Genomic DNA, 14,499 nt, shown 5'->3' on the forward strand with positions numbered 1-14,499 from the left:
CCAGGAGGAGCGCAGCGCCGCGATGCGGGTGCGGCTGCTCGACGCCACCGTCGACTGCCTCGTCGAGTACGGCTACGCGGGCACCACGACCACCCGGGTCGCCGTCCGCGCCGGCGTCACGCGCGGCGCGCAGGTGCACCACTTCCCGACGAAGGCCGACCTCGTCACGTCCGCGATCCGCCACCTCGCCGAGAAGCGCACCGAGGTCGCGATGGCCGAGCTGGACCGGCTGCGCGCGTCGGCCGATCCGGTCGGCGACGCGCTGCAACTGCTCTGGGAGATGCACCAGGGCCCGGTTTTCACCGCGACCGTCGAGCTTTGGGTCGCTTCGCGCACGGACGACGACCTGCGCCGTCAGATGGCGCTCGTCGAGCCGATCGCCACCGAGAGCCTGGTCGCGTTCGGCCGGGCCGTGCTGCCGGCGCAGGCGAGCCACGCCGAGTTCCTGCATTCGGTGTACACCGCGATGGACGTGATCCGCGGCATCCTCATCGCCAGCTGGGCCACCCGCGACCAGGACGGCCTCGACGCCCGCTGGGCCCGCGCCCGGCGGCACTTGCGGGTGCTGTTCACGGCCCTGCTCGACTCTCCCTGACCCTGTTACTCTCCCGGGGAGAGTAAGGAGGCCCGCGTGCAGGGGAACCCGTACGACCGCGATTGCCCGACCCGGCAGCTGCTCGACCGCATCGGCGACCAGTGGACGGTGCTGATCGTCGGCGCCCTCGTCGACGGCCCGCTGCGCTTCACCCAGATCGGCAAGCGCGTCGAGGGCATCTCGCAGAAGGTGCTCACCCAGACCCTGCGCAGCCTGGTCCGCGACGGCATCCTCACCCGCACCGCGTACCCGGTGATCCCGCCGCGGGTGGACTACGAGCTGACCACGCTGGGCCGCGACCTGTCCGAGCCGCTGGAGCTGCTGGACCGCTGGGCCCGCCGCCACATGGACCAGGTCTCGGCGGCCCGGGCGGCATTCGACGCGGAGCACACCCCCGCCTCGGCCTGACCCATCGCGTCCCCCGCGCGAGCTACGGGCAAGTGCGCTCTCGATGGTGACGATTCCCGGTCCCCGGATCCGTAGCTTTCCCGGCAACGATCCGGTTCACCAGGAGGACGCAATGACCCGTTATGGCAGGCTTTCCGCGGTGCTCGCGCTGTGCCTGATGGCCGGGGCGGTGCTTGCCGGGTGCGACGAAGCCTCCGACGCGGGCCCGGCCGCGCCGTCTGGCGTCAGCGCGTTCAATGGCGTCAAGAAGATCGAGGTAGACGGCAAGTCGGTCAACGTGTCCTGTTCGGGCTCCCAGGCGGCGGGCAAACCGGTGGTCGTGCTGGTGGCCGGGGCCGGTGACGGGCTGAAGACCTTCGAAAGCCTCCAGCAGACCCTGAGCGCGAAGAACCGCGTCTGCTCCTACGACCGCCTCGGCGAGGGCGACAGCGCTCAGCCGGACGGGCCGCAATCCTTTGACAGCACCGGAAAGGTGCTGACCGGGGTGATCGGCCAGCTCACCGGCGGCGCCCCGGTCGTGCTGGCCGGGCATTCGCTCGGCGGGCTGATCGTCGGCCGGTACGCGCCCGCCCATCAGGACCGGGTCAAGGGCGTGGTCCTGCTGGACGCCACCTCGCCGGCCCAGTCCGCGGACCTCGAGAAGGACATTCCCGCGTCCGCCACCGGCGCGGCGGCGGACCTCCGTGACCAGACCCTGGCGGTACTTCGGGGCGACAGCCCGGAAAAGCTCACGACCCCCGACGGCGACGTCGCGTCGGCCGGGAGCATTCCGGCCGAGGTGATCCAGCACGGCACGGCCTATCTCGCCGACAGCGTCCCCGAGTACGGGCCGGCGCTGGAGCGGTCGTGGTCCGACGGCCAGAAGAAGTGGCTCGGGCTCTCCAGCCGGTCCAACCTGAGCATCGCGACGAAGAGCGGGCACTACATCTACCGCGACCAGCCCGATCTCGTCGTCCGGGCGATCGAGCGCGTCACTTCCGAGGCCGCGCCGGTGTAAGCGGGTTCGTCAGGTGACCAGGCCGTGGCGGTAGGCGTGGACGACCGCCTGCACCCGGTCGCGCAGCCCGAGCTTGGCGAGGATCCGCGAAACGAAGGTCTTCACGGTTTCGTGGCTGATCACCAGCGCCTCGGCGATCTCGCGGTTGGACAGGCCGTCCGCGAGGAGGCGGAGCACTTCCAGCTCGCGGGCGGTCAGCGGGCTTTCGGGCGCGGTGCCGGCGGCGGGGCGGATCCGGGTGGCGTACTTGCCCACGAGCCGCCGCGTCACCTCCGGGGCCAGCAGCGCCTCGCCGGCGGCCACGGTGCGGATTCCGTGCAGCAGGTCCTCGGGCGGGGCGTCCTTGAGCAGGAACCCGCTGGCCCCCGCGCGCAACGCGTCGTAGACGTACTCGTCCAGGTTGAAGGTGGTCACCACGAGCACCTTGGCCGGCTGCGGCACGCCGGCGCCGGCCAGCAGGCGGGTGGCCGCGATCCCGTCGAGCACCGGCATGCGCACGTCCATCAGCACGACGTCCGGGCGCAGCCGGCCGGCGAGCTCGACCGCGGCCCGCCCGTCCCCGCAGTGGCCCGCGACCTCGAGGTCGGGCTGGGCGTCGATGATCGTCACCAGCCCGGTGCGGATCACCACCTGGTCGTCGCAGACCAGGACCCGGGTCGGCGCGGTCACGGCCGGTTCCCCTCGGGAATGCGCGCCCGCACGGAGAAGCCGTTCCCGCTCCGGCCCGCGCTGAAGTCGCCGCCGAGCACGCCGACCCGTTCGCGGAGACCGGCCAGGCCCCGCCCGCTCCCGCCGAGTGCCGCGGCCGACTCGACGGACTCGTCCGTGTTGATCTCGACGGTCGTCTCGTCGGCGCGGTACCGGACTTGCACGGAGGTGCGGCTGCCGTGCGCGTACTTAAGCGCGTTCGTCAGCGCTTCCTGCACCACGCGGTAGGCCACGGGACCGGCATTGCCGACCGGCGTGCCCTCTTCGGTGAACTCCACCGGCTGCCCGGCTTCGCGTGCCTGCTCGACGAGCGGGCGAAGCTCGGCCGAGGACGGCGTGCCGTGGCCGGGGTCGAGCACGTCGAGCAGGCGCCGCAGGTCGGTGATGGCCTGCCGGCCGGTGTCGGTGACCACGGTCAGGGCCTGGTCGAGCCGTTCCGGCGCGCCGGTGAGGTACCGCGCGGCCTCGGACTGCACGACCATCGCCGTCACGTGGTGGGTCACGACGTCGTGGAGCTCATGGGCGATGCGGGCGCGCTCGGCGGCGCGGCTGTCCTCGGCGACCCGGCGGCGGCGTTCGGCCTCGGCGGCGCGGGTCGAGCGCAGCCACCTCCCGACCGTCCAGGCGAGGGCCAGCGCCAGGTAGAACATCACGTAGTCCTCGAGGGTCTCGCCCGGGCCGAGCGAGGAGAACGTGATCGCCGCCGCGACGTACGCCGACGAGAACGCGAGCACGGTGACGCGACGATGCCGCTGCAGCCGCGAGCCGGTGTTCAGCAACGCGAGCGGCAGCGCCGAGCCCGCGAACGAGTGGTAACCACGCAGCTGGTCGACGAGAAAACCCAGTGATACCAGCACAAGGCAGGTGACCGGCCACCGACGGCACACGGTCAGCGGGAGGCCCTGGGCCGCGATCGCCACGACGGCAAGCACGTCGTAGGGCCGATCGGGCAGCCCGCCGAACACCGTGCCGTGATGGTGCAGCGCCGGCACGAGCGACCCGGCCACGAGCAGCAATCCGATCGGGATGTACCAGGCCCCGCCACGGAACCGGAGCCCGAACTCCAGGCCCCGCCGAAGAGTGATCACGGGGGAAAGCCTAGCCGCGGCGCCGGGAAGTTCTCCAGGGCGCACCGTCAGCGTGCGACCAGGCCCGCTTCGTGGGCCAGCAGCCCGGCCTGGGTGCGGTTGGCGCATTCGAGCTTCACCAGCATCCGCGAGACGTAGCTCTTCACCGTCGCCTCGGCCAGGTGCAGCCGGGCGGCGATGTCCGCATTGGACAGTCCTTCGCCCAGGCAGGCCAGCACATCCCGTTCCCGCTCGGTCAGGCCGGTGGTGCGGCGGCGGGCGTCGTCGCCGCGTTCGCGGCCGTCCGAGGACAGCGCGACGAGCCGGCGGGCGGCCGAGGGGGAGAGCACCGTGTGCCCGTCGGCGGCCACGCGCACCAGCCCGATCAGGTCCTCCGGCGGCGTCGACTTGACCAGGAAGCCCGCGGCGCCGGCGCGCAGCGCGCGGATCACGTACGTGTCGGCGTCGAACGTCGTCAGCGCGACCACCGCGGGCGGCTCCGGCAGGGCGGCGATGCGCTCGATCGCGGTCAGCCCGTCGACGCCGGGCATCCGCAGGTCCATCAGCACCACCCGCGGCCGGTGCCGGACGACCATTTCGACGGCCTCGGCGCCGTCCCGGGCCTGGGCCACCACGTCGATGTCGCCGGCCGAGCCGAGGATCGCCCGCAGGTGGGCGCAGACCATCGGCTCGTCGTCGGCCACGAGCACCGTGATCACCGCGGGAGACCTTCCTTCGTCGGGACGTAGGCGGGCAGTATCGCACCGACGGCGAACCCCCCGCCGGGTGCGGGCCCGGCCTCGAGCCGTCCGCCGACCAGCTCCACCCGCTGCCGCAGCCCGCTCAGCCCGGCGCCCGAGCCGGAGCCGGCCAGCGCCGGGTCGGGCGGCCGCGTGCCGCGGGTGTTGGTGACCGCGACGTCCAGCCCGCCCGGGTGGTAGCGCAGCGAAACCTCGGCCGACGAGCCGGGCGCGTGCTTGCGCACGTTGGTCAAGGCCTCCTGCACCACGCGGTACGCCGTGCGCGCGACCGTCGGGGAGACCGTGGCGGGGTCGCCGGTCACCGAAAGCCCGGTCGCCACCCCGATCGCGACGGAGCCGGCCACCAGCTCGGCCGGATCGCCGACCGGGGCCGGGGCCGCGGGCGGTGGCTCGACGTTCGCGCCGTTGCGCAGGACGCCGACGAGGTCGCGCAGTTCGTCCAGCGCGTACGCGCCTTCACGGCGGATGTCTTCGGCCGCGCTGCGCACACCCTCGTCCGCCGACGTGACGCGCAGCGCGCCCGCGTGCAGCACCATCAGGCTGAGCCGGTGGGTGACGACGTCGTGCATCTCGCTCGCGAGCCGCCGCCGCTCCTCCGCGCGGGCCTGCTCGGCGAGCAGGTGCTGTTCGCGCTCGGCGCGCTCGGCGCGGTCGCGCAGGGACCGCAGCAGCTGCCGCCGGGCTTCGAAGTACATCGAGACCGCCACCGGCAGCGCGGTGGCCAGCAGGCCGAACGGGGTGGTGTTCCAGGCCGGGTTCCACGGCCGGGTCGCGAGCAGCGCGAGCACCCCGGCCAGCCACAGCAGCCGCCGGCGGTCCAGCAGCCGGGCGGCCTGGCTGAGCACGACCGGGGTGATCGTCGGGACGGTCATCAGCGTCGGCTGGACGGCGGGCACCAGCAGGCCGGGGGAGAACAGGTCCGACGCCAGCATCGCCAGCGCGGCCACCACGAGGAAACCCGCCACCTGAGCGGGGAACCGCAGCAGGAGCAGCACCGAGAAGTCGCAGACCAGCTGGAGCACCAGCGGCGCGTACGGCCCGAGGGCGCCGGGGCTCGGGCCCGAAGCCAGGAACAGCCCGGTGTCGATCAACGCGAACGCGAGCGCGGAGCCCAGCAGCCAGAGCCCGTCGAACGGCCGGGGCCAGAGGCCTCGCCTGCGGCCGGATTCCTTCACGCGGCCACGGTATCCGCTCGGCCGCGCGCCCGCGCCGGACCCGCACCGGCCGGGGGACCACCGTCGACGAAAGTTGCGGGCGCCCGCCCGGCGGGCAACTTTCGTCGGCCCGATCGGCTACCGAGCGCGCTTACGCGCACCCGGTCCGAAGCGGTGGACTCGGACCCATGACGAGTGAAGGGCTTACGACGGAACGCTCGCCCGTCCACGCCGCGGCGCGGGAGGTCGAGGCGTTCGCCAGGGGACCGGTGTTCGTGATCGCCGTGCTGGTGGCCGCGGTCCTGGTGGTGACCAGCACGCGGTACGCGCACGGCTTCGACGAGCTTTATTTCCTGGTGGCCGGTCGAGATCACCCGGCCTGGGGGTATTTCGACCAGCCACCGCTCGTCCCGCTGCTCGCGGGCACGCTGGACCGGCTGTTCCCCGGCTCGCTGATCGCGTTCCGCGCCCCGATGGCGCTCGCGGCGGCCGCGGGCGTGGTGGTCACCGCGCTGACCGCGCGTGAGCTGGGCGGCGGCCGCGGAGCCCAGGTGATGGCGGCGGGCGCGTACGCGACGTCCGGCCTGATCGTCATCAGCCACTGGGTGGCCACGTATGTGCTCGACCCGTTCCTGTGGACGGCGGTGGTCTTCCTGCTGGTGCGGTGGACCCGGACCCGGCGCGACGGCCTGCTCGTCTGGGCCGGGGTGGTGACGGCGGTGTCGCTGGAGACGAAGTTCCTCATCCCGGCGCTGTGGGCGGCGGTGCTGCTTTCGGCGCTGGTGCTCGGCCCGCGTCAGCTGCTCTCCCGGCCGAAACTGTGGCTGGGCGGGCTGATCGCGGTCGTCGCGACGATCCCGGCACTGGTCTGGCAGGGCACCCACGGCTGGCCGTACGCGCACATGGCCGACGTCGTTTCGGCGGAATTCCCGGGATACCTCGCCTTCGCACGGGACGGCCTACTCGGCGCCGGCGTGGGCATCGGCGTGCTCGCGCTCCTGTACGGCGTGTGGCGGCTGCTGCGGTCGCCGGACCTGCGGCCGTACCGCTACCTCGCCGTGGCGCTGCTGCTGGTGACCATCGCGGTGCTGCTCACCCACGGCCGCTCGTACTACCTGATGAGCGTCTACTCGCTGCCGTTCGCGGCCGCGGCGACGGAGTTCTCCCGGCGGAAGCTGGTGCGGTGGTGGAAAACGCCGGTGTGGCTGGCTTTCGTCCTCTCGGCCGCGGTGACCGTGGCGGGGCTGCCGGTGTGGCCGGCTTCGATGAAGGCAACCACGTTCGGGCCCCTCTCGCTGGGCACCGTGTTCGCCGGGGGCGAGACGGCGCAGAAGGAGGTGGCCGACGGCGTCGGGCACACCTACGCCGCCCTGCCGCCGGAGGTGCGCAAGCAGACGGCGGTGTACTCGGAGATCTACCCGTTCGCCGCCGCCGTCGAGTACTACGGCCCGCAGTACGGGATCGACGACGTCTACAGTGGACACCGGGGTTACTGGTACTTCGACCGGCCGCCGGACTCGGCGCGCGACGTGCTGTTCGTGGGCTTCGACCCGAACCTGCTGCGGCCGTACTTCGCGTCGGTGACCGAGGTGGTGCCCGGGCTGATGTGGCTGTACTCCGGGCGGAAGCAGAATTGGGACCGGATCTGGCCGAAGGTGAGAGCGCAGTGACACTTTCCTTGCCCACTCGCGGTTATCTGCTCGCCTGCGGGGGGACCAGGGGACGGATCTCCGGCCGCCGCCGGGTCGCGATGCTGGTGCGCGCGGCCGTCGTCACCGACCTGCTGCACCGGGGCCGGCTGGCCGACCACGGCGGCAAGGCCGGCGTGACCGGCCGGGGCCCGACCGGCGACCTGCTGCTCGACGACGTGCTGGCGAACCTCGCCGAGGACGGGCCGCGGCCGTGGCGTTCGCTGGTGCGCCGCGACGGCGCGGACACCCTGAGGTCGCTGGAACTCCAGCTCGTCGCGGCCAATCTGCTGCGCGAGCGCAAGACGGGGCTGCTCGGCCGTTCGGTGCTCGAACTCGCCGACCCCGCGGCGGCGCGGCGGGAGCGGGCCCGCGTCGAAGCCGCGTTGCGAGACCCGGTGTCCGAAGTGGACTCCGGTGACGCGGCGCTGGCCACTCTCGCCGCGGCGGCGGGTATCGGCTTTTCCCCCAGGGACTTTCGGGCAGATTCGGCCCGGCTGGCGGAGCTGGCCGGACGCGCGGGCCCGGCCGTGCCCGCGCTGCGGCGCCTGGTCCGGCGGCAGCGCGCCGTCCGGTCCGGCGGCCACGGCTGAGGGTTCGCTGCGCGACCGTCCACATCGGCTGCGTGACATCGCGCGCGAAGGAGACGGGCCTTTCGGACACGGTTGACGGTTCCCGGGGGCAGCCCGGCCCGGGACCCACGGCGCGCCAAGGATTCTCGTGCCAGCGTCGGAATCACCGCGACTCCGGCCGAGTCCTTGTGCGAAAGGTTCCGTTGTGGCTGTTGAGACAACGGGCAGGTTCGTCGGCGACCTCCGTGACCCGGCGCCTGCCGAACGGCTCCTGTGGCCCGATGTGGCCAAGGGTGCCTGCATCGTGCTGGTGGTGCTGTGGCACGTGATCATGAAGCAGTACCTGCAGATCGACTGGCGGATTTCGACGCCGCTGCCCGGCGCGTGGGGCGCGGCGGGTGAACTCCTGCTGCCGTTGCGCATGCCCCTGTTCTTCGCGATTTCCGGGTTCTTCGCGGCCCGCGCGGTCAACCGGCCGTGGCGCACGGTCGCCCGTTCCCGGGTGGCCAAGTTCTTCTACCTCTACGTGCTGTGGCTGTCCGTGCACACGCTGGTGCTGTCGTTCTTCCCCGGCTTCGCCACCGAACACGCCGGGAGCGTGCTCGAATTCGTGTCGCAGCTGACGATCACGCCGACGAACCTCTGGTACCTCTTCGCGCTCGCCGGCTACTTCGTGCTCGCCAAGCTCTCGCGGCGGCTGCCGTTCTGGATCATGCTCGCGGCGGCGTTCGCCTTGTCCGCCACGGCATCCGCCGGGCTGGTCGCCGTCCCCGGCGATCGCGGCGGGCTGTACCAGAACCTCTTGTTCTTCCTCGCGGGCAGCTACGGCACTTCGCTCGTCAAACGCATCGCCACCGAGGCGAGCTGGCTGCGGTTCGCCCTGATCGGCGTGCCCTACCTCGGCGTGCTCGCCGCGGTCGACCACTTCGGCCTGAAGACGGTCTTCGGCCTGTGGCCCGTGCTGAGCCTCGTCGCGATCGTGCTGGGCGTGACGGCGGCCGCGCTCGTCACGCGATGGGAGCGGCCGGCGAACGCCATCGCGAGCGTCGGCAGGCGGACGCTCCCGATCTACGTCATCCACCTGCCGCTGGTCGCCGTGCTGGACGCGGTCCTGCACGATCCGCTGTCCTCGCTCGGCCCGGCGGCGCAACTGGCCGTCGCGGTCCTCGACCCCATCGTGCTGGTCGCCGCGATCGTCGCGCTTTGCCTGCTGCTGCACCGGATCCTGCCCTCGGCGTGGGTCTTCGACCTGCCCGCGCGCCGGTCCGCCGAACCCCCGCGAGCTCCGGCCCCCGACGACCGCAACGCGTCGGCGCAGACGATGCCGCTCTACTCGGTGCGGCGCCCCCAGGCCTTCCCGGGGCCGCGGTAGGGGCGTCTCCGGCAGCCCCGGCCTGGCACCATGGGGCGCATGGGAGCAAAACTTCGGCTGGTCACCGTGCGCGGGCGCGCGTTGCGGTGTGTGGTCTGCGGGCACCGGGAATTCTCCTCCCGCGAGGTGAAGCTGAACAGCACCGGCGCGGAGTTCCTCGGCCTGGGCTGGGCGAACCGGTCGGCCCTCGCGGTCATCTGCGGATCCTGCGGCTACGTGCACGAGTTCGCGGGCCCGCGCCCGGACCTGTGGCGTCCCGAGCAGGGCTACCCGGCCGAAGTCGAGGTCGACTGATTCCGGTGGCACAGGCTCGCGTCTGGGGAAGCGGTCACTTCACCGTCCCCGAGGGATACCTCAACACGCCCAGCATCGGGATCCCGCCCGCGGCGGTGGGGGAGGCCGTGGCCGGCGCCGTGGAGCGATGGCGCGCCGGGGGTGACTCGCCGTCGGGGTTCGACGAGGCCGTCGCGCGGTCGCGGAGCGGGTTCGGGCGGCTGGCCGGGGTGCCGGCGGAGCGGGTGGCGATCGGGGCGTCGGTCTCCCAGCTCGTCGCGAACGTCGCGGGCGGGCTGGGCGAAGGCGCGCGCGTGCTGGTCGCGGAGAAGGACTTCACCAGCGTCACCTTCCCGTTCGCCGCGCGGCCGGGCACCCGGCTCACCGAGGCGCCGCTGGCGAAGCTCGCGGACCACGTCGAGGGGCACGACCTCGTCGCGGTGAGCCTGGTGCAGTCGTCGGACGGGTCGGCGCTGGACGTCGCGGCGCTGCGGGCGGCGGCCGACAGCGCGGGCGCGGCCGTGCTGCTGGACGTCACGCAGGCCGCCGGGTGGCTGCCGCTCGACGTCGCCTGGGCCGACTGGGTCGTGTGCGCCGGCTACAAGTGGCTGTTCTCCCCGCGCGGCTGCGCCTGGCTCGCTGTGCACCCGCGGGCGCACGAGCGCACCCGGCCCGTCGCCGCCGGCTGGTACGCGGGCGACGACCCCTGGAAGTCCGTCTACGGCCTGCCGCTGCGCTCGGCGCCTGACGCCCGCGCGTTCGACCTCTCGCCGGTCTGGCTTTCGCACCTCGGCGCGGCGGAGGCGCTCGACTACGTCACGGGGCTGGACCTCGCCGCGGTCCGCGACCACAACACCGGCCTCGCCGATGCCCTGCTCCAGGCCCTCGGACGGCCGGCACGGGGGTCCGCGATCGTGTCGCTGGAGGCGGACCCGGCGCGGGTCGCCGCCGCCGGCGTCGTGTCCGGGTTGCGCGACGGCCGCGTCCGCGTCGGATTCCACCTCTACAACACCGCTGACGACGTCGAACGCCTTCTCACCGCATTCGGGTGAAGCCGCCGGACGCGGTGAACTACGGTATGTGCCCGTGGCTGGTCCCCATTTCACCTCTGATCCCTCGGACACGGCACCGCTCGGCGCGGTCCCCGCGCACCCGGGGCCGCCTGCGCCTGGCCGTGGCCCGGCCCGGGACAACCGCACCCTGCTGCTGCGCGGTGCGGGCCTGGTCGCGATCGCGGTGGTGTCCGGCCTGATCTGGTTCCTGATCCGGCACGACAGCACGCCTGAGCCGGTCGCGCAGCCGCCCGCGAAGACGAGCGAGTTCGACTACAAGCTCGTCGAGGGGCCGAGCAAGTCCACCGACTGCGCGGCGAAGTCCTACGGCCAGGCACAGAGCTACTTCAAGAACACGCCCTGCACCTCGCTGTCTCGCGCGCTGTACACGGTGCAGTACGGCGACGCGAAGGCGCTCGTCTCGGTGGCGCTGGTGTCCATGCCGCAGGCGAGCCAGGCGGCCGAGCTCAAGGCGCTGACCGACCAGGACGGCACCGGCAACGTCACCGACCTGGTGCGCGACCACACCTACAAGGCCGCCGGCGCGCCCAGCGTGGGCGGTGAGCAGGCCGCGTACGAGTCCCAGGTCAGCGGCTCCGACGTGACCATCGTGCTCACCGACTTCTACGCCAAGCACAAGGACTCGGTCCTGCTCAAGCGCATCGCCAAGGACGCGCTCCAGCTGTCGGCCAAGCTGCGCTGACGGATGCCGCGTTCCCCTGGGGGCGCGCGGCATCCGCCGGGCTAGGACCTCTGGCCGGGCAACGCGATCGCGGTCGGCTTCTCGCCGGCCTGCTGGCGCCACGGCGTGCCGCGGCGGGCGGCCGCGATGAGCGCCTGAAGCGCCATGCCGCGGACGCCCTTGTCGTCGGTGCGGTTCACGACGCCGAGCCACGCCGCGGCCGAGTCGGCTTCGGCGGTCGCGACCACGGAGGCGGCCGAAGCGGCGTCGGTGACCGGCTTGGCCGGCACGTACGCGGCCTCCGGCGCCACCGGCGTGCTGCCCGCGGCGGTGATCACCTGGATGAGCACGTCGCGGCGCGCGGTGTGCTCGGCGCGGCCGCTCTTGAGCGCGTCGCCGAAGTCGGCCGGCAGGAACGCCGTGACCAGCCCGTACACCCAGAGCGCGGCGTGCTCGGTGGCCAGCGCCTTCTGCAGCGGGTCGACGGCCTCGGCGGGCACGCTGCCCGACGGCGCGGCGATCGGCTGGGCGTCGTCGCCCCGGCCGATCGACGGCGCGACGCGCTGGAGCGCCGCGCAGCCGGCGGCGACCGATGCCACCAGCCCCGCGCGGTAGGCGGGCAGCGTGGGCACCAGGTCCTCGGCCTGCTTGCGGACGGCCGCGAGCCGGTCCTTGAAGCCGGACAGGTCCGCCGGCTCGGGCGCGGGGGCGGGCGTGGTCTTGGGCTGCGGCCGGTTGAGCCGGTCCACTTCGGGCTTCAGGGCGGCGGCGTGGGCGGCGCGGGCGTCGGCGATCTGGCCGGCCACGTCGCCGCCCGCGCCGGAAGCGAGCTTGCGCGCCGCCGCGGCGTCCGCCTGGGCGGCGGCCAGCAGCGGGGCCAGCGGGTCCGGGGTTTCGTCGGTGCCCGTCGTGCAGGCGGCGAGCGGGAGGGCCACGGCGGCGACGGCGCCGAGGCGCAGGACGGAGCGCCGGCTGAGGTCGGTCGGTCTTGCGGTCACGTCGGCCCATCCTGCCAGGCCCGGCACCGGCACCGCCGCTCGCGCGTCCCGGCGGGGTCGCAGGATAAGCTGGTCCACCACCGACCACCGTCGTGACCAGCCCGCGTCACCACCGCCGAACAGGAGTGCTCCACGTGCCCAACGAACTCGCCAGCCGGCTGGAGCCGTTAGTGGCCGAAGCCGTCACCACCGCGGGTTTCGACCTCGATTCGCTCGAGGTGCAGCAGGCCGGCCGGCGACAGCTGGTGAAGGTCGTCGTCGACTCCGACGACGGGATCGGGCTGGACGAGGTCGCCGAGGTCAGCCGCAAGGTGTCCGCGGTGCTCGACGAGAACGAGCACGTGCTCGCGAGCGCGTACACCCTCGAGGTCACCTCGCCCGGGCTCGACCGGCCGCTGACCCAGCCGCGGCACTGGCGGCGCGCCAAGTTCCGCCTGGTGCGGATCACCCCGGCCGAGGGCGCCGAGTACGTCGCCCGCGTCGGGCACGCCGGCCAGGAGGCCGCGCGCGTGCTCGCCGGCGGCAGCCTCCAGGACGTGGCCTACGCGTCCGTGGCCAAGGCCGTGGTGGAGATCGAATTCAAGCAACCACCGGCGGAAGACCTGAAACTGCTGGAAGAAGACGCGTCCGGCCAGAGCACCGCGGCCGGCCAGACCGAGCCGAAGGAGGAGTCGAAGTGAACGTGGACATCGCCGCGCTGCGCGCGATCGAACGGGACAAGGACATCCCCTTCGACACGGTGATCGAGGCCATCGAGACGGCCCTGCTCACCGCGTACAAGCACACCGAGGGCCATCAGGCGCACGCCCGCATCGACATCGACCGCAAGACCGGCCTCGTCCGCGTCCTCGCGCACACCCTCACCCCCGAGGGCGAGGTCGACGAGGAGTGGGACGACACCCCCGAGGGCTTCGGCCGGATCGCCGCCACCACCGCGCGCCAGGTCATCCTGCAGCGGCTGCGCGACGCCGAGCACGAGAAGACCTTCGGCGAGTTCTCCGCCAAGGAGGGCGAGATCATCGCCGGCGTGGTGCAGCGGGACGCGCGCGCCAACGCCCGCGGCATGGTCGTGATCCAGGTCGGCGACACCGAGGGCGTGCTGCCCTCGGCCGAGCAGGTCGCGGGGGAGTCCTACGAGCACGGCACCCGGATCAAGGCGTACGTGGTCGGCGTTTCGCGCAGCAACCGCGGGCCGCAGATCATGCTTTCGCGCAGCCACCCGAACCTCGTGCGCAAGCTGTTCGCCCTCGAGGTCCCGGAAATCGCCGACGGCGCCGTCGAAATCGCCGCGCTGGCGCGCGAACCGGGGCACCGCAGCAAGATCGCGGTCCGGTCCACCATCGCCGGGGTGAACGCCAAGGGCGCCTGCATCGGCCCGATGGGCGCGCGCGTGCGCAACGTGATGAGCGAGCTGGCCGGCGAGAAGATCGACATCATCGACTACTCCGAGGATCCGGCCCGCTTCGTCGGGAATGCGCTGTCGCCCGCGAAGGTTGTCTCCGTACGTGTCGTGGACGAGCGGGCGAAGACGGCGCGGGTCGTGGTGCCCGATTTCCAGCTTTCGCTCGCGATCGGCAAGGAAGGGCAGAACGCCCGCCTCGCCGCCCGCCTCACCGGCTGGCGGATCGACATCCGCAGCGACTCGGCGCCCGCCGAGGGCGAGGGTGATCAAGACCACGCCGGGCAGGCGCGGCCCGCCGCGACAACCGGTTCGGCTGAGTGAAGGTCGAAGCGCTAGACTCTGAGATGGTTCAAGGCCCGCGGCGGGCAGCCGACCCCCAGTGTGACCCGGGTTCCCCGGTACGCACGTGTGTCGGGTGCAAGACGCGGGCCGTGATCGGCGAGCTGCTGCGAGTGGTCGCGGTGGACGGGCGGCTGGTCGTCGACGAACGTCGGCGGCTGCCGGGCCGGGGAGCGTGGTTGCACCCCGGGCCGGGCTGTCTGGCCAAGGCCGAGCGGCGGCGGGCGTTCCCCCGGGCACTCAAAGCCCAGGGAGTACTCGACGCGGCGGGGCTGCACCACCACCCGGCGCTGACCGCTCTCACAGCGCGAACCGCGGAGACCGGAACCGGGACGTACCCGGAACCGACAGGAATCAAGGAAGCAGGTCGACCCGTCATGAGTCAGCCGTGAAGCTGAAGCCATGAACGCGCGACAATAAGGACGAGGTCA

General features: G+C 72.9%; 17 protein-coding genes. 12 read left to right on the plus strand and 5 right to left on the minus strand.

Features of this window, described 5'->3' with window-relative positions; genetic code table 11:
- Positions 1-22 precede the first annotated feature (22 nt).
- From BMY97_RS11395 to BMY97_RS11405, 3 genes are all read left to right on the plus strand, one after another.
- Complete coding sequence (locus BMY97_RS11395) at positions 23-595, plus strand: TetR/AcrR family transcriptional regulator (protein ID WP_091616612.1); 573 nt, start codon at positions 23-25, stop codon at positions 593-595.
- Positions 596-631: 36 nt separating this feature from the next.
- Entirely contained in the window at positions 632-1,003 is a 372-nt protein-coding gene (locus BMY97_RS11400) for a winged helix-turn-helix transcriptional regulator (RefSeq protein ID WP_091616614.1), read from the plus strand.
- A gap of 112 nt (positions 1,004-1,115) precedes the next feature.
- A complete protein-coding gene (locus tag BMY97_RS11405; RefSeq protein WP_091616616.1) occupies positions 1,116-2,000 on the plus strand; it encodes an alpha/beta fold hydrolase in 885 nt (294 codons plus the stop codon).
- Positions 2,001-2,009: 9 nt separating this feature from the next.
- On the opposite strand, the gene BMY97_RS11410 is transcribed toward BMY97_RS11405, so the two are convergent.
- Genes BMY97_RS11410 through BMY97_RS11425 form a run of 4 tightly spaced genes read right to left on the minus strand, consistent with a single transcriptional unit; the run spans position 2,010 to position 5,711 of the window.
- Positions 2,010-2,669, minus strand: a complete 660-nt coding sequence (locus tag BMY97_RS11410; protein WP_091616617.1) for a response regulator — start codon at positions 2,667-2,669, stop codon at positions 2,010-2,012.
- On the minus strand, positions 2,666-3,796 hold the full coding sequence (locus tag BMY97_RS11415; protein WP_245787268.1) for a sensor histidine kinase: 1,131 nt from the start codon (positions 3,794-3,796) through the stop codon (positions 2,666-2,668). The genes BMY97_RS11410 and BMY97_RS11415 overlap by 4 nt, the downstream gene beginning before the upstream one ends.
- Positions 3,797-3,843: 47 nt before the next feature.
- A complete protein-coding gene (locus BMY97_RS11420) occupies positions 3,844-4,494 on the minus strand; it encodes a response regulator (RefSeq protein WP_091616621.1) in 651 nt (216 codons plus the stop codon).
- A complete protein-coding gene (locus BMY97_RS11425; RefSeq protein ID WP_091616623.1) occupies positions 4,491-5,711 on the minus strand; it encodes a sensor histidine kinase in 1,221 nt (406 codons plus the stop codon). Before BMY97_RS11425 ends, BMY97_RS11420 begins: the two co-directional genes overlap by 4 nt.
- Before the next feature lie 167 nt (positions 5,712-5,878).
- On the opposite strand from BMY97_RS11425, the gene BMY97_RS11430 reads away from it, so the two are divergent.
- The 6 genes from BMY97_RS11430 (at position 5,879) to BMY97_RS11450 (ending at position 11,350) form a co-directional block, all read left to right on the plus strand.
- A complete protein-coding gene (locus BMY97_RS11430; protein WP_091616625.1) occupies positions 5,879-7,360 on the plus strand; it encodes an ArnT family glycosyltransferase in 1,482 nt (493 codons plus the stop codon).
- Entirely contained in the window at positions 7,357-7,971 is a 615-nt protein-coding gene (locus BMY97_RS11435) for a GPP34 family phosphoprotein (protein ID WP_091616627.1), read from the plus strand. Before BMY97_RS11430 ends, BMY97_RS11435 begins: the two co-directional genes overlap by 4 nt.
- Before the next feature lie 184 nt (positions 7,972-8,155).
- Positions 8,156-9,322: an acyltransferase family protein gene (locus tag BMY97_RS11440; protein WP_177231285.1), complete on the plus strand. Its 1,167-nt coding sequence runs from the start codon at positions 8,156-8,158 to the stop codon at positions 9,320-9,322.
- A gap of 39 nt (positions 9,323-9,361) precedes the next feature.
- Positions 9,362-9,616, plus strand: a complete 255-nt coding sequence (locus tag BMY97_RS45910; RefSeq protein WP_143086183.1) for a zinc ribbon domain-containing protein — start codon at positions 9,362-9,364, stop codon at positions 9,614-9,616.
- A gap of 5 nt (positions 9,617-9,621) precedes the next feature.
- The gene (locus BMY97_RS11445; protein ID WP_091616631.1) at positions 9,622-10,647 is read left to right on the plus strand and encodes an aminotransferase class V-fold PLP-dependent enzyme; all 1,026 of its coding nucleotides are present in this window, start codon (positions 9,622-9,624) and stop codon (positions 10,645-10,647) included.
- Positions 10,648-10,681: 34 nt separating this feature from the next.
- Positions 10,682-11,350 carry a hypothetical protein gene (locus tag BMY97_RS11450; RefSeq protein WP_091616633.1) on the plus strand — a complete coding sequence of 223 codons (669 nt, stop codon included), beginning with the start codon at positions 10,682-10,684 and terminating at the stop codon, positions 11,348-11,350.
- A gap of 41 nt (positions 11,351-11,391) precedes the next feature.
- Here the strand turns inward: BMY97_RS11450 and BMY97_RS11455 are convergent, their stop codons facing one another.
- Positions 11,392-12,327, minus strand: coding sequence for a ferritin-like domain-containing protein (locus tag BMY97_RS11455; RefSeq protein ID WP_091616635.1), 936 nt, complete (start codon positions 12,325-12,327; stop codon positions 11,392-11,394).
- Between the two features lie 134 nt (positions 12,328-12,461).
- Here BMY97_RS11455 and rimP point away from each other — a divergent pair, with 134 nt between their 5' ends.
- From rimP to BMY97_RS11470, 3 genes are read left to right on the plus strand one after another with little or no spacing between them, the layout of a single operon-like run.
- Positions 12,462-13,007 (plus strand): ribosome maturation factor RimP, encoded by a 546-nt coding sequence (gene rimP, locus BMY97_RS11460; protein ID WP_091617077.1) that lies wholly within the window; start codon positions 12,462-12,464, stop codon positions 13,005-13,007.
- Entirely contained in the window at positions 13,004-14,050 is a 1,047-nt protein-coding gene (nusA, locus tag BMY97_RS11465) for a transcription termination factor NusA (RefSeq protein WP_091616637.1), read from the plus strand. Before rimP ends, nusA begins: the two co-directional genes overlap by 4 nt.
- 23 nt (positions 14,051-14,073) lie before the next feature.
- Positions 14,074-14,460 (plus strand): YlxR family protein, encoded by a 387-nt coding sequence (locus tag BMY97_RS11470; protein ID WP_091616639.1) that lies wholly within the window; start codon positions 14,074-14,076, stop codon positions 14,458-14,460.
- Positions 14,461-14,499: the final 39 nt, after the last annotated feature.

Source organism: Amycolatopsis saalfeldensis, assembly GCF_900110575.1.
Lineage (GTDB): Bacteria > Actinomycetota > Actinomycetes > Mycobacteriales > Pseudonocardiaceae > Amycolatopsis > Amycolatopsis saalfeldensis.

Coding starts and splice junctions, on each gene's coding strand:
- BMY97_RS11395 (WP_091616612.1), top strand. CDS start 23: ATGCGGGTGCGGCTGCTCGACGCCACCGTCGACTGCCTCGTCGAGTAC.
- BMY97_RS11405 (WP_091616616.1), top strand. CDS start 1,116: ATGACCCGTTATGGCAGGCTTTCCGCGGTGCTCGCGCTGTGCCTGATG.
- BMY97_RS11470 (WP_091616639.1), top strand. CDS start 14,074: ATGGTTCAAGGCCCGCGGCGGGCAGCCGACCCCCAGTGTGACCCGGGT.
- BMY97_RS45910 (WP_143086183.1), top strand. CDS start 9,362: ATGGGAGCAAAACTTCGGCTGGTCACCGTGCGCGGGCGCGCGTTGCGG.
- BMY97_RS11430 (WP_091616625.1), top strand. CDS start 5,879: ATGACGAGTGAAGGGCTTACGACGGAACGCTCGCCCGTCCACGCCGCG.